At 50.8% G+C, this 14,458-nt stretch carries 15 protein-coding genes; 8 read left to right on the top strand and 7 right to left on the bottom strand.

The genetic code is table 11. The features are described 5' to 3' along the window. Both INT22_RS20230 and hybE read right to left on the bottom strand, forming a co-directional pair. A partial coding sequence (locus tag INT22_RS20230; protein WP_226912378.1) for an SDR family NAD(P)-dependent oxidoreductase occupies positions 1 to 235 on the bottom strand: 235 nt, incomplete at its 3' end. 75 nt (positions 236 to 310) lie between these two features. After that, the gene (hybE, locus tag INT22_RS03735) at positions 311 to 748 is read right to left on the bottom strand and encodes a [NiFe]-hydrogenase assembly chaperone HybE (RefSeq protein WP_193060365.1); all 438 of its coding nucleotides are present in this window, start codon (positions 746 to 748) and stop codon (positions 311 to 313) included. A gap of 141 nt (positions 749 to 889) precedes the next feature. Between hybE and INT22_RS03730 the strand changes: the two genes are divergently transcribed. Beyond that, complete coding sequence (locus INT22_RS03730; protein ID WP_038484415.1) at positions 890 to 1,153, top strand: GrxA family glutaredoxin; 264 nt, start codon at positions 890 to 892, stop codon at positions 1,151 to 1,153. A 122-nt stretch (positions 1,154 to 1,275) separates the two neighbouring features. Continuing rightward, positions 1,276 to 2,043: a DUF1338 family protein gene (locus INT22_RS03725; RefSeq protein WP_193060364.1), complete on the top strand. Its 768-nt coding sequence runs from the start codon at positions 1,276 to 1,278 to the stop codon at positions 2,041 to 2,043. 40 nt (positions 2,044 to 2,083) lie between these two features. Here the strand turns inward: INT22_RS03725 and INT22_RS03720 are convergent, their stop codons facing one another. Beyond that, positions 2,084 to 2,749 (bottom strand): CoA transferase subunit B, encoded by a 666-nt coding sequence (locus INT22_RS03720; protein WP_038484421.1) that lies wholly within the window; start codon positions 2,747 to 2,749, stop codon positions 2,084 to 2,086. A 45-nt stretch (positions 2,750 to 2,794) separates the two neighbouring features. After that, a complete protein-coding gene (locus INT22_RS03715; RefSeq protein ID WP_193060363.1) occupies positions 2,795 to 3,493 on the bottom strand; it encodes a CoA transferase subunit A in 699 nt (232 codons plus the stop codon). A 147-nt stretch (positions 3,494 to 3,640) separates the two neighbouring features. Here INT22_RS03715 and INT22_RS03710 point away from each other — a divergent pair, with 147 nt between their 5' ends. From INT22_RS03710 to INT22_RS03700, 3 genes are all read left to right on the top strand, one after another. Next, positions 3,641 to 4,534 (top strand): LysR family transcriptional regulator, encoded by an 894-nt coding sequence (locus INT22_RS03710; protein WP_193060362.1) that lies wholly within the window; start codon positions 3,641 to 3,643, stop codon positions 4,532 to 4,534. Between the two features lie 146 nt (positions 4,535 to 4,680). After that, the gene (locus INT22_RS03705; protein ID WP_193060361.1) at positions 4,681 to 5,562 is read left to right on the top strand and encodes an acyltransferase; all 882 of its coding nucleotides are present in this window, start codon (positions 4,681 to 4,683) and stop codon (positions 5,560 to 5,562) included. Beyond that, the gene (locus INT22_RS03700) at positions 5,499 to 6,446 is read left to right on the top strand and encodes a LysM peptidoglycan-binding domain-containing protein (protein ID WP_226912377.1); all 948 of its coding nucleotides are present in this window, start codon (positions 5,499 to 5,501) and stop codon (positions 6,444 to 6,446) included. The genes INT22_RS03705 and INT22_RS03700 overlap by 64 nt, the downstream gene beginning before the upstream one ends. A gap of 52 nt (positions 6,447 to 6,498) precedes the next feature. On the opposite strand, the gene gcvT is transcribed toward INT22_RS03700, so the two are convergent. Continuing rightward, positions 6,499 to 7,611 (bottom strand): glycine cleavage system aminomethyltransferase GcvT, encoded by a 1,113-nt coding sequence (gene gcvT / locus INT22_RS03695; protein ID WP_089038425.1) that lies wholly within the window; start codon positions 7,609 to 7,611, stop codon positions 6,499 to 6,501. Between the two features lie 93 nt (positions 7,612 to 7,704). Beyond that, positions 7,705 to 9,114, bottom strand: coding sequence for an alanine/glycine:cation symporter family protein (locus tag INT22_RS03690; RefSeq protein WP_193067718.1), 1,410 nt, complete (start codon positions 9,112 to 9,114; stop codon positions 7,705 to 7,707). A 411-nt stretch (positions 9,115 to 9,525) separates the two neighbouring features. On the opposite strand from INT22_RS03690, the gene gcvH reads away from it, so the two are divergent. Both gcvH and gcvP read left to right on the top strand, forming a co-directional pair. After that, positions 9,526 to 9,915: a glycine cleavage system protein GcvH gene (gene gcvH / locus INT22_RS03685; protein ID WP_089038427.1), complete on the top strand. Its 390-nt coding sequence runs from the start codon at positions 9,526 to 9,528 to the stop codon at positions 9,913 to 9,915. 77 nt (positions 9,916 to 9,992) lie between these two features. Further along, on the top strand, positions 9,993 to 12,887 hold the full coding sequence (gene gcvP, locus INT22_RS03680; RefSeq protein WP_193060360.1) for an aminomethyl-transferring glycine dehydrogenase: 2,895 nt from the start codon (positions 9,993 to 9,995) through the stop codon (positions 12,885 to 12,887). Between the two features lie 63 nt (positions 12,888 to 12,950). Here gcvP and INT22_RS03675 read toward each other — a convergent pair whose 3' ends face one another. Beyond that, positions 12,951 to 13,853, bottom strand: coding sequence for a LysR family transcriptional regulator (locus INT22_RS03675; protein ID WP_038484441.1), 903 nt, complete (start codon positions 13,851 to 13,853; stop codon positions 12,951 to 12,953). Between the two features lie 176 nt (positions 13,854 to 14,029). Between INT22_RS03675 and INT22_RS03670 the strand changes: the two genes are divergently transcribed. Next, positions 14,030 to 14,458: DUF4478 family protein (locus tag INT22_RS03670; RefSeq protein ID WP_193067717.1), on the top strand; the 429-nt coding region annotated here is incomplete at its 3' end.

Genomic DNA, 14,458 nt, shown 5'->3' with positions numbered 1-14,458 from the left:
CAAAGCGTTTAACCGCGTCAGCAATCGCGCCACGGCACGCGTCGGGGTCGGTTAAATCCCCCTGATAAAACGCTGCGCCAGCCGCGTCAGCCACTTCTTTTCCAGCCGGGTTAAAGTCTACTGCTAACACTTGAAAACCCTGCTCACAGAAATGTTTCACCACCGCTTCACCAATACCGCTGCTAGTGCCAGTGACCACAGCAACACGGGGTGTGACAGCTTTTTCAGAGGACATAAACGTTCCTTTTGCTGAGATTATTCAGAGTAAAAATGTAAAAACAACAGTGTAGATAGAGGTAGACGTTTCTGCCTAACCAACCTCTGGAGAAGGTTTATCAGACACCATTAACTGCATCATCATGCGCTGGGCCAGTCGCGCAGCTTCCTGCATACTTTCTAAATCACTTAGATCCTCCAGAATGATGCGCTTATAAAGCTCACTGCCGTTGGGCAACGGTTCACATGAAAGCGAATAGTGGCCAGAAGGAAGATTGAGACGCAATACATTCCCCAGGGGGGCATGCTGATCCAGACGTGGCACAGCAACTAGCCACATCGCACAAGGTGTTATTAACGCACCGACCAGTAGTGACGCATGCTCCTCTTCCCAAGGCTGGAAGCACAGCGCATCAACACCAAGACGAGGGTTATAATGATCCGCCTGCTTCATTGAGCGCAGATGCGCATTTCGATAATGCAACGCTAATTCAGCTAAGCGTGCGTATTCTTGGGCAGCTAAGGTTTGCATACGCTCTTCCGATGATTAAACATTCGCCCATAACACGGCTTAATGAAGCGTGTAGTGTAGCGCTATTAGCCAAACTGCATGAGCTGCGCCACAATAGGCAACCCATTTTTAATAGATCTTTATCCTAAAGGAGTTTCTACGATGTTTGTGGTAATTTTTGGCCGCATGTCATGCCCTTTCTGCGTACGCGCAAAGCATCTCGCAGAGCATTTAGAGAGTAACGGAAAGATAGAAGGCTACCGCTACGTTGATATGCCTTCAGAAGGCGTTACCAAGGAAGATATTGCAAAAACGGCTGGCAAGCCTATTCATACCGTCCCCCAAGTGTTTGTTGACCAACAGCACATCGGCGGTTTTACTGAGTTCGACCATTTTGTGCGCCAACAGCAGCTGCTGGCTTCTTAACCCAGGCGTTAAAACTGACGTTTACACCCGTTGAACAAGCAAATCTTCGCTTGCCTATACTGAAGTATCACAGTTTATATGACAGTTCATGTGGCGTTCGATTAGGCGGCGAGGGTATCCCAATGCAGCGAGAGGAGTTTGTTCAACAGCTTTGGCTGGACTACATACATACACACCCAGACCTTGGCGGACTAAGATTGTGGCCACTAAGTACGTCAGCCGAGTATTTGACCTTGGTGACGCTAAATCATGGTCCCTTTGCTGCTAGCGAGCTCAACACCAGCCTTGCACATATGGGCTACCGATCAGTTGGCCATTACGCTATGGCAGATAAAGGCCTTTTGGTGCATTTACTTGCACCTAATGACAATAGCAGTTGGCTGGTATTAGCAGAGTTGCAGCTGGGTACGCTTTCAAAAGCACCCCGCGAAGCATTAACGCAGCTCGTGCTACAAAGCCATCCGGCCGATTGCCAAGGGCAAAATTTACTAAGCCGAGGACGCCCATGGCCAATGCCCTCTTGGGCGCTCTATCAGCAGCTACAACAGGCACATCCCCTCGCTGCCTGGCTAGCGATCATGGGCCCTAGACTGCACCACGCAGGTTTCGACTGCTCAACGATTGGCGAGCCACTAGACACCTTGCATAGTCAGCTTGAAGCATGCGGCATGCCCAGTTTTGAGGGGCTACAAAACGGCGTATTTGCCGTGTCACCGCTACTTGAGCATCGATTTTATCCTGCAATGCCACAAAAAACCGTTTTCAGCTCAGGCGATGAGCATCGTCTTTGTCTGGGGGGACTAGCACTCGTGCAAAAACATGTCGGCGACGACCATGAGCGTATTGCTGAAATCCTGCTACCTTTCCACACCCGCTGTGAAATGGCGTGAGCTGATTAGCTCACGCCTGTTAAGAGTAGTCGACTAAGGGTTATTCAGCGTCAAACGTCATTTCAGGAACGTGATCGGGCACAATCAGCTTGCCAGCTGTTTTTTCAATAATTTCTTCAACACTGACACCCGGTGCACGCTCTTTGAGAATAAAAGCACCGTCTTTAATTTCCAAATAAGCCAGGTCGGTCAATACGCGATTGATGCAACCTGCCCCTGTTAGAGGAAGCGTGCACTTTTCTAGCAACTTGGACTCACCGTGTTTCGAGGCGTGCGTCATGGTACAGATAATGTTTTCTGCGCCAGCAACCAAATCCATCGCGCCGCCCATCCCTTTGATGAGCTTGCCTGGCACCATCCATGAAGCAATATTTCCCTCTTGGTCCACTTCAAAAGCACCCAGCACGGTCAGATCCACGTGACCGCCACGAATCATGGCGAATGATTCTGCTGAAGAGAAAATAGCAGCCCCAGGACGAGCGGTGACCGTCTGCTTACCGGCGTTGATCATATCAGCATCAACTTCTTCCTCAGTGGGAAAACGCCCCATACCCAGCAGTCCATTTTCGGATTGCAGCATGACATCAATACCGTCAGGTACATAGTTGGCAACCAGCGTAGGTATGCCGATACCCAAGTTGACGTAAAAGCCGTCTTCAAGTTCACGCGCAACGCGCTGTGCCATTTGCTCACGTGTTAAAGCCATGGTGTATACCTCTTATTGAGTGAAAATGTCTAAACCAGAGAGCGATCAGCTACGTACCGTGCGTTTTTCGATGCGCTTCTCGAATGAGCCTTGAATAATGCGATCCACATAGATACCGGGGGTATGGATCTGGCTTGGCTCCAATTCGCCTGGTTCAACAATTTCCTCAACTTCTACAACCGTTATTTTTCCAGCAGTGGCTGCCATGGGATTGAAGTTCTGTGCCGTATGCCGATACATGACGTTGCCGTAGCGATCCGCTTTCCAGCCTTTAACAATCGCGAAATCACCGGTAATGGCTTCTTCTAAAATATAGTGGCGGCCGTTAAATTCACGCACCTCTTTACCTTCACCAATAGGTGTGCCGTAACCTGTGGCGGTATAGAATGCAGGGATACCCGCACCACCGGCGCGCATTTTCTCGGCCAGCGTGCCTTGGGGTGTTAGCACAACTTCAATTTCGTCGTTAAGCATTTGCTGTTCAAACAATGCGTTCTCGCCAACATAAGAAGCGAGAATTTTACGAATCTGACGATCTTCGAGCAGCACACCTAGCCCGAAACCATCAACACCGCAATTGTTAGACACTACCGTGAGGTCAGTGACAGCCCGACGTTTAATCTCAGCGATCAAATTTTCAGGAATGCCGCAAAGGCCAAAACCGCCAGCAATAACGGTCATGCCACTTTCGATACCTTCCATCGCTTCCTCATAGGAAGATACACGCTTGTCAAATCCTGCCATTGTTATGCCTCGCATTATTATCGGTGGTACGTTGCACGCGTCGTTATGATGCGGTTGGATCTGTATAGCCAGTGTTGTACCAGATGATATATTTGTTAAGTTTGTTTTTCTTATCAATTTATATAAAAAATTTATTAAAGGGTCCGTATGACCGTTAAGCAACTTCGCGCTTTTCTGGCGGTAGCCCAAACCCTGAGCTTTACCCAAGCCTGTGAGCGCCTGCACCTGTCTCAGCCAGCGCTCAGCTTGGCCATCAAAGGGCTTGAAGATTCGCTGGGGGGAAAGCTGTTGATACGCAGTACCCGTAGCGTCCGACTCACACCTGAGGGTGAAACCCTTATCCCACTAGCGAAGCATTTACTTGCTCAGTGGGATAATACTGAAGAGCGACTGCGCCAACGCTTCACTCTCCAGCTTGGCCGTTTAAGCGTAGCAGCCATGCCCTCTTTTGCGTGTAATTTACTGCCCAGCGCCCTGGTTACCTTCCGTCGGCAATATCCTAAGATCAATATTACTGTCCATGATGTTATCAACGAAGAAGTCATCGACATGGTGCGCTCTCGCCAAGTGGAAATCGGCATTGCCTTTTTGCCCGAAGGAACCGGCAGCTTAACGTTTACGCCACTCTTTGAAGATCAATTTATCGCTGTTGTCCCCCCCCAATCAGACTTGGCCCAGGCCAACACACTGAGCTGGGCCACCTTGTTACAACAGGATTTTATTACCCTTCAACGCCCATCAATGGTACGTAGATTGTTAGAGCAAGGACTTGCCAAACAACACATTGACTTACCGGTCGCTTTTGAAAGCCATCAGCTCTCAACCGTTGGTAGAATGGTGGCCGATGGCTTAGGCGTAAGTGCCGTGCCTTCAATGTGTATTCAGCAAATGCACCAACTCGGCGCTCGTTGCGTTCCCTTAACCTCACCAGGCATTGCCTGCCGAGTGGGGATACTGACGCATCATGAGTTATCTGTCGCGGCACAGGCTCTGAGCAAAGTGCTAATCGAAGGTATCAACACACCGACACTGACGCCCTAGCACATCCGTTAAGCATGCTAAGGTTTGGTAATATACTGGGCAGCGTGGGCGTGATCCTTTAGCATTTACGCGGGGTTGCCTATAAATTGGTCACCTAGCGCTAAAATTGCACCACTGGTGTCATCATACGTAAAAGGAACTGTGGTATGTCTACTGCCAAAGGAGTCGTCAGCCTGTTGCTGCTGACGCTAACGACACTGTTTTGGGGCGTGCCACTCATTTTGTTAACGCTGTTAAAAGTCATCACCCCAGGACGACATCAAAAACAGAGAATTCTTGATGGTCTGTGCCGCGTTGCGCTCAATTGGATTGGCGCAAATCTGTGGTGGATGCGCCGGTGGATCAAGCCTGATGTAAACATCAGCATTCCGGACTCACTCAGCCCACATCAATGGTGGCTGGTTATTTCAAACCACCGCAGTTGGACAGATATCTTCATTCTTTTTATGGCATTGCATCGCCGCATTCCAATGCCCCGGTTCTTTTTGAAACATCAGTTAATTTGGATTCCTATCGTCGGACTGGCATTTTGGGCGTTAGAATTCCCTTTTATGCGGCGCTTCAGTCGAGAGCAACTTGCCAAAAACCCTAAACTCGCCACTATCGACCGTGAGTCAACTGAGCGCGTTTGTCGGCAAGCTAGAAATGCCCCCATTGCAATATTTAATTTTGTCGAGGGGACACGCTTTACCGTAGCAAAACGGGAAAAACAGCAAAGCCCATTTCGGCACTTACTGAGACCCAAGGCTGGCGGTGTCTCTCAGGTGCTTAGCCTGCTTGGTGACAAACTGGATGGCATTTTGGATGTCACCATCAGCTATGAAAACCCAACGCCAACTTTCTGGGGTTTTCTATGCGGAAAAGAGGCTTGCATCACACTTAACGCAAGGCAACTCGCTATTCCCCAATGGATGAACGAAGCCAACTATCACGAAGAACAGCAGCACAAGGAACGGTTCCACGCATGGATCAATTCACTCTGGCAGGAAAAAGACGCCTTGCTAGCCAAGCAAACCAATCACGACTAGCTCGATGGTTAGCGGCCTGTTTGCTAGCAACGTTGTTAGCGGGATGTGCTGGTTCTCCCTCTTCAAATGATCAAAACAACCCTGTGCCCAGTAGCACTGCCGGTCAAATAAATGGTGAATGGGTAGCGGTACAGCGTGGCGATACGCTGGGAAAACTTGCCAACCGGGCAAACGTTCCACTGGAACGTCTTGAACGCTTCAACCCTGGAACAAATGCTCAACGCTTAAACGTTGGACAACGTCTATTAATACCTACCCAGCAAGAGCGAGCGCCCTCTGGCGGGCCCTATCGCTACCAGATTCGGCCTGGCGATACCTATTCAAGTATCGCGCGCCATTTTGGCACCACATCAGGGCGTATGCAGAGTGCCAATCCTGGCACCTCTCCCACAGCGCTCAGAGTTGGCCAAATTGTCAGTGTACCGCTGAGTAGCAGCACCACCTCAAGCAGCGCCAGCAGTTCCAGCACTAGCCAGCCAGCACCGACGCCAAGCGCAAGCTTGCCTGCATCTGCACGTCGTTGGCCTTGGCCCTTAGAGGATTATCGGATTGTGCGCCGTTTTGGTGCCGATAGCCGTGGTACGCTTCAACCTATGCTACTGGCCACCCAAGCCGGTGCCAAAGCCCAAGCAGTCGCGCCAGGTGAAGTGCGTTTTGCTGATGGAATGCGCCAGCTTGGCGAAGTTGTCATTATTCATCATGCGGATAACTTACAAACCGTCTACGCACTGTGCGAACGCATTTTAGTCCGTGTCGGCCAGCAAGTGAGTACAGGCGACCCACTTTGTGATGTCGGCCAAAGCAGTGCCTCACAGCGCTACGACCTGCTTTTTGACCTGCGCCAAGGCGGAAAACCTATCGACCCCCGACAAGTATTAAGATGAAGTAAAAAAAGCCCCTGAATTTCAGGGGCTTTTTTCATGAACAGTGGCGGTGTTAGCCGCGATAATAGCCTGGCTTCACAAACGGAGTTGGTGTCACCACCATCGGCAGCTGTTTACCTCTCACCAACGCATAAACTGTGGTCTCCGGCGCTTCCCATTCACGCCCCACGTACCCCATGGCAATTGGCTTACCAACACTTGGCCCAAAGCCACCGGAAGTCACAACACCAATTTCATTGCCCTTTGCATCAACTAAAAGCGCGCCCTCTCTTACTGGTGCACGCCCTTCTGCCACTAGCCCTACCCGCTTACGCGTGTGATCTTTCGCGGCTACTTGGTGCAGAATAAGCTCCGCCCCTGGGAAACCTGCCGGACGCTCCCCAGCCTGTCGGCGAGGCTTACCAATCGCCCAAATAAGCCCAGCTTCTACAGGCGTCGTTGTCATATCCATATCGTGCCCGTACAAACACAGCCCTGCTTCTAGGCGAAGCGAGTCGCGCGCACCCAAGCCAATTGCTTCAACTTCGGGTTCAGCTAACAGCTGCTCTGCCAATGCCTGGCATGCATCAGAAGCCACTGATATTTCAAAGCCATCTTCACCGGTGTAACCGCTACGACTAATCCAGACTTCCTGCCCCGCCATCGTGAAGCGGCCATGCTGCATAAACGTTAACTCACACGCTTGGGGGCACAGACGTTCCATGACATCGCGGGCTTGCGGGCCTTGCAGAGCCAGTAGCCCACGGTCGAGTACCTCTATGTGATGTGTAGCAGAAAGATTGGTGCGCAGATGGGCAATATCCTGCTCTTTGCAAGCAGCATTGACGACCAGATAAAAATGATCACCTGCATTGACGGCCATTAGATCATCGATAATACCGCCATCAGTCCCGGTTAATAGTCCATAGCGCTGCTCACCTTTGCTTAACCCCACTAGGTCTGCTGGGATGAGTGACTCAAGCGCCTCAGCAACATTGTCGCCAGAAACCGCTATTTGGCCCATGTGAGAAACATCAAACAGCCCACATTGTTGACGCGTATGCTCATGCTCTTTTTTGACACCCAATGGGTATTGCACCGGCATGTCATAACCCGCAAAGGGAACCATTTTGGCTCCTAGCGAAAGATGCAATTCATGAAGTGGCGTCTGTTTAAGGTCGGTCATGGGATTTCCTCGGTCGAGAAAGAGAAACGGGAAGCCATGACTGGCTTCCCGGCTCTATTACATCTTATCGGCCCATATTACGTTGAATAGGGCTTACTTATCATGATCCAGCGCTTCACCTGGCAGCACGTCTTTGCCTGCAAAGTAATCACGGGTAAGTTTGAATACCACTGGCGAAAGTAGCGCCAACGCGATCAAGTTCGGAATGGCCATCATAGCGTTAAAGGTATCAGCCATCAGCCAAATAAAACCAAGCTGCGCGATAGCACCCAGCGGGATTGCCAGAACGAACAGCACGCGATACAGCATAATCGAACGTGTACCGAACAGGAACTGACAGCACTTCTCGCCGTAGAAAGACCAGCCAAGAATCGTGGTGAAGGCAAACACAGCCAGGGCAATCGCAACAATCTGGTTACCAAAACCGGGCAAGGCAGCATCGAACGAAAGTGCCGTCAGCGATGCACCCGCCTCACCATCAATCCATACTGTGGAGGTCAAAATAACCAGTGCCGTAATGGTACAAACGACAATCGTATCGATAAAGGTACCCAGCATGGCGATGAGGCCTTGGCGAACCGGGTTTTTGGTCTGCGCTGCTGCGTGTGCAATGGGTGCACTACCTAAACCTGCTTCGTTAGAGAAAATACCGCGTGCTACACCAAACCGGATAGCAGCCATGACTGCCGCACCGGCAAAGCCACCCGCTGCTGCCATCGGATTAAAGGCGTAATAGAAAATCAAACCAAACGCTTCACCAATTTGGCTTGCATTCACGATCAAGACCAACAGCCCGGCAATCACGTAAGCAATCCCCATGATGGGCACTAGTTTACCGGCTACTTTTGCAATGCGCTTAATGCCGCCGAGGATAACAGCCCCCGCCAGCACCATGATAATTACGCCGGTTAGCCAATGCGGAACACCAAAGGTAGAGTCCATTGCATCCGCTACAGAGTTTGACTGTACGGTATTACCGATCCCGAAAGCCGCTACCGCACCAAAGAATGAGAACAGCCCACCCAGCCAGAGCCATTTCTTACCGAGGCCATTCTTTATATAGAACATCGGGCCACCAACGTGGTAGCCAGTGCTATCGGTTTCACGATAACGCACAGCAAGAACTGCTTCGGAAAATTTAGTGGCCAACCCCACTAACGCAGTGATCCACATCCAGAACACCGCGCCTGGGCCACCAAGCGCAATAGCCGTTGCCACACCCGCGATATTACCTGTGCCAATCGTCGCGGATAGCGCCGTCATCAGTGCATCAAAAGGTGAAATCTCACCGTCTTGGTCAGCAGACGTCTGGTCAGCATCTGCTTTGCTAGGCTTAGTGTCGCGGCCCTTCCACATGAGCTTGAAACCCACACCAAGCTTTCTAATCGGCATCAGCTTCAAGCCAATCTGTAAGTAAATCCCTACGCCTAGCAGTAGGACCAACATTATCGGGCCCCAAACGACACCGTTAATTGCCCCTAGGAGGTTGGTTAGTATTTCCACGTGTTTCTCCTTACCCTGTTCGTTAGCTCGTTTATTATGGGTACCGGGCAGTCAAGCTGCCTTGTTTTATGCTGCTGAGGTTATCAAACGTTTCCACCATAGCGCGTCTCACGCTTTGAAAAAACGCATAATTGGCATGTTTTACACCATTTTCCTAGTGCGCATCCATTGTCATGTCGCAACTCAGTAGAGAAAGCATCTGTTTTCAAAAAAACTAGCAGATATAAAGCATCAGGAAACACGACGTGTTTTTTTTGCCACCATGGGGCGTTGAAGAAATTTGTTTCCGATCGGAAACACGTTAACATAGGGCACAGATCGCCTGACTTAGAACTGGCCAATAGTCGCCAAGGCGAACGACAGGCGTTAGTATGCTCCTGTCCAGACAACTGTTTCATAAAGGGAATCATCATGAGCAATCTTCCTGCCAATCTTCGTTATGCCGCAAGCCACGAATGGGTACTTGACCACCAAGACGGTACCGTCACTATCGGCATTACTGATCATGCCCAAGAAGCGCTGGGTGACGTTGTTTTCGTTGAACTGCCAGAAGTCGGTCAGGCACTCAACAAAGGCCAAGAGTTCGGCGTTATCGAGTCTGTTAAGGCGGCTTCTGACCTTTACTCGCCGGTTAACGGTGAAGTTATCGAAGTGAATGAGGCGCTTGAAGATTCGCCGGAGACAGTCAATGAAGCGCCTTATGAAGGTGGTTGGATCATGAAGGTGCGCCTGACAGACACAGCCCTTGACGGGTTGCTAGACGCAGATGCTTACCAGGCAACACTTAGTTCAGACGATTAATTAGTCGGAAAGCCTGCGTAAAGCAGGCTTTCTAGTTTCACCCTGCGCGGTTTTCTCATTACGTTCGGAACCCTCCCATGCCATTTGAAACACGCCGTTTGGCCGAACTGGCCGACCATGATGCTTTTATCAAACGCCACAATGGGCCTAGCCCCGCTGATGTCGACACTATGTTAAAAGCGCTCAATTTGCAGCGCATGGAAGATCTTATTGAGCAAACCGTGCCAAGCGATATCCGCCTTGGCCGTGAGTTAGCCCTGGACGACCCACGCAGCGAAGCAGAAGCGCTAGACTACCTAAGCCAGCTGGCGCGCCAAAATCGTGTGGCTAAGAGCTACATCGGCCAAGGTTACTACGGCACCCACATGCCAGCGGTCATTCAGCGCAATGTGCTGGAAAATCCGGGCTGGTACACCGCTTATACGCCTTATCAGCCTGAGATCTCTCAAGGCCGACTAGAGGGCCTGCTTAACTTTCAGCAGGTCATTATGGATTTAACCGGCATGGAGCTTGCTAATGCTTCATTGCTGGACGAAGCGACCGCTGCAGCGGAAGCGATGGCACTATGCAAGCGCAGCAACAAGAAAAGTAAGTCAACAACCTTCTTTGTTGCCGATGATCTATTTCCGCAAACGTTAGACGTTATTAAAACTCGCGCGGAGTTTTTTGGCTTTGAGCTAATCAGTGGCCCCGCTGAAACGCTGGCAGAACACGATGTGTTTGGTGCCCTGGTGCAATACCCTTCCGCCAGCGGCAACATCACGGACCTTTCTCCTCTACTAAGTGCTGCCAAAGAACGCGGCATCATGACGTGCGTCGCCACGGATCTATTGAGCCTAGTGCTACTTAAAGAACCAGGAGCAATGGGCGCTGATATCGTCGTCGGTAACTCCCAGCGTTTTGGTGTCCCCATGGGCTTTGGTGGCCCGCATGCAGCTTTCTTCGCCACATCCGATAAGCTAAAGCGCTCGATTCCTGGCCGCATTATTGGTGTCTCAAAAGATAGCCGCGGTAACACTGCATTGCGCATGGCCATGCAGACCCGCGAGCAGCATATCCGCCGCGAGAAAGCGACCTCCAATATTTGTACTGCTCAGGCACTACTAGCAAATATTGCTGGCTTCTACGCCACCTACCATGGTGCAGAGGGTCTTCGCAAAATTGCAGGCCGCGTACATCGCCTCACTACTTTATTAGCGGAAGGCCTTAAGCAAGGTGGGGTCACGTTAGCGAACGACAGCTGGTTTGATACACTCCGCCTGACTCAAATAGATGCGGGTAAAATTCATGGCCGCGCCATGACGCATGACATCAACCTTCATTACTTCGCCAATGGCGATGTGGGCATTAGCCTGGATGAAACGACAACGGCTCACGACGTCGCGACGCTTTTTGATGTGCTGTTAGGCGATGAGCACGGCTTGTCCGTCGCAGCGTTTGATGGACAGGTCATTAGTGACGAGCTTAGCGGCATTCCTGCGCTGTATCGGCGTGAAAGCAGCTTTTTGGAACACCCCACGTTTACCCGTTATCGCAGTGAAACCGAGATGCTGCGTTATTTGAAACGTCTCGAAAATAAAGACCTTTCCTTAGCTCATGCCATGATCCCGCTGGGTTCGTGCACGATGAAGCTAAACGCTACCAGTGAAATGATTCCGATCTCCTGGCCTGCGTTTGCGCACCTCCACCCGTTCGCCCCTCGCGATCAAGTGGCCGGCTATCATCAAATGATTGATGAGCTAGCCGCCTTCTTAGTGGAAGTGACGGGGTATGACCATATCTCCATGCAACCCAACTCAGGTGCCCAGGGTGAATATGCGGGTCTGCTGGCTATTCGTCGCTATCAGGCAGCACAAGGTGAAGCTCATCGTGATGTGTGCTTAATCCCCAGCTCTGCCCACGGCACTAACCCTGCGTCTGCCGCCATGCTAAGCATGGACGTTGTCGTGGTTGAGTGTGACGCCAACGGCAACATTGACCTGGATGATCTAACGCGCAAAGCCGAGCAGCACAGTGATCGCCTATCTGCCGTAATGATCACGTATCCCTCTACTCACGGTGTCTTCGAGTCCCATGTTCGCAAGGTTTGCGAGGTAGTACATCAGCATGGCGGCCAAGTGTATGTGGATGGTGCCAACATGAATGCTCAGGTGGGGTTGACGCGGCCCGGTGACTTCGGTGGTGATGTCTCGCACCTCAATCTGCACAAAACATTTTGTATACCCCACGGTGGCGGTGGCCCGGGAATGGGCCCGATTGGTGTCAAAGCTCACCTTGCCCCCTTCGTTTCCAATCACGTGGTTACGCCTATTAATGGTGTTAACCCAGAAAACAGTGCGGTTTCCGCTGCAGCATTTGGCAGCGCGTCAATTCTGCCAATTTCCTGGGCTTACATTAAGATGATGGGCGCACGTGGGCTTCGCGAAGCAACTGAGCTGGCTATTCTTAATGCCAATTATATTGCCAAGCGATTAGAGAGTGCTTACCCGATTCTCTACCGTGGCCAGAACGGCAATGTCGCCCACGAATGCATCATCGATATTCGTCCGCTCAAGAGTGCTTCCGGTATCAGTGAAGAAGATATTGCCAAGCGTCTGATGGACTACGGTTTCCATGCACCGACCATGTCGTTCCCTGTGCCCGGCACACTGATGATCGAGCCTACAGAGTCTGAGTCACTCTACGAAATTGATCGCTTCTGTGATGCCATGATCGCGATTCGAGAAGAGATTGCGCGCGTCGAAAAGGGTGATTGGCCGCTGGATAATAACCCGTTGGTGAATGCCCCTCATACCCAAGCAGATTTGATGGATAGCGAGTGGCAACGCCCTTATGACCGTAAACTGGGCGCCTTCCCAACTGATGCTGTTGCTGCGTCAAAGTATTGGCCTGCGGTTAACCGCGTTGATAACGTATTCGGTGATCGGCAACTTATCTGCACTTGCCCTAGCATTGACGAATACCGTCGTTAATACTCAACGCATACACTATTAAACGACAAGACATCCCTGTCTCTTAAACGCCCTTGGCGCTCGTTATTCGGGCACCAGGGGCGTTTTTTCTTGCAGGCGTTGGTGATGAAACCCCTCCAGTAGCTTTTCATAACGTTTCGGCAAGACCGAATCTCGCCGGCGCAGCAGATAAAGCACTTCATTAATCCCTTGAGGTAACGCCAACGCTTTTACTTGGCGTTGCCAAGGAGAGGTTTCTAACACCAAGCGTGAGACAACGGTAAAACCTAGCCCTCGCGCGACCGCATCCAGCACCATGCTCACTTCGTTAGTAAACCCCTGATGCCGAAAATGCGTCATTGAACGAAATTCGTCTGGATAATTGGCGCGCAGCAGTGCATTGGCGTGATTAATGCCGTCGTAGTAATTAAGAAAACCAATGCCCATCAGGTCGGTTAGCGTGCTGCCAGCAAAATCAGCAGGCACGACTAAACATAATGGCTCTTTGTGCCATACCGTGCAGGTCAGTTCGGTATGGTTGACCTGCTCAGTCACGATGCCAATATCGTAGCGGCCTTCAAGCAGGTCATTAACGATTTCGTGATTAAAAGCAAAACTGTAATTGACCGTTAAGTTGGGGTGCATCTGCTGCTGACCAAGAATAAAAGGATAAAACATCAAGCCAACACTTCCTGGAGATGCAATCCGGCATTCACCGCTATCCAGCGAGTCGTCATCTAAACCATGGCGAAACTGCTCATGCTCGGCAAATAGCTTCAACGCATAATCATAAGCCCTTCGTCCAGACTCCGTTAGCGTAAAACTTCTGCCCTTTCTCTCTATCAGCGGTTTATCTAAATAGCTTTCTAACTTGCGGATATGCTGGCTGACGCCAGGCTGCGTCATCTCCAAACGGCGCGCAGTTCGTGTGAAACTCCCCGTTTCCACTAACGTTATAAACGTCCGAAAATACTGGGCATTAAACATAATAAAGCGCCATCTTGACTAGCCACCGTGTGCTCTTAACGAGAGCACAGAGTAGCACAATCCGACTCTTAAACGGACGCTAAGGACCGTCACTACCCTTATTGCTTGAATTCAGTTAGTAAAGGCCATGATAGTATGTGGTTTCGTTAACAATATGATTAGGGACAGCCAGACTAATGACGCAACTCCCAGTGCCGCGCGCCACCATTTCCAGCATTATTTCCCCGGAAGGCAGCCTCGAAGTGCTTTCCCAGCATGAGGTCAACCGTTTAAAAAGCACCTCTAAAAGTGGCTTGCATGATCTGCTACGCCGCTGTGCACTCGCGGTGCTTAACTGCGGCAGCCCAACGGATGATAGTTTGGCCATTATGGAAGCCTACAAAGACTTTGATATTGAAGTCTTACAGCAAGACCGAGGCATCCGTCTTAAGCTAACCAATGCGCCCGCCGAAGCCTTTGTCGACGGACGAATGATTCGTGGTATACGTGAACATTTATCATCCATTCTTCGCGACATTGTTTATGTTTACAACGAAATCCAACACCACAAGCGGTTTGATTTAACCACGGGTGAAGGCACAACTAACGCCGTGTTTCATATCCTG

Origin of the sequence: Halomonas sp. 3D7M (assembly GCF_014897885.1) — a bacterium.
In the GTDB taxonomy this organism is placed as follows: domain Bacteria; phylum Pseudomonadota; class Gammaproteobacteria; order Pseudomonadales; family Halomonadaceae; genus Vreelandella.
Note: the sequence above shows the minus strand (reverse complement) of the source record. Positions and strands in the feature narration are given on the sequence as shown.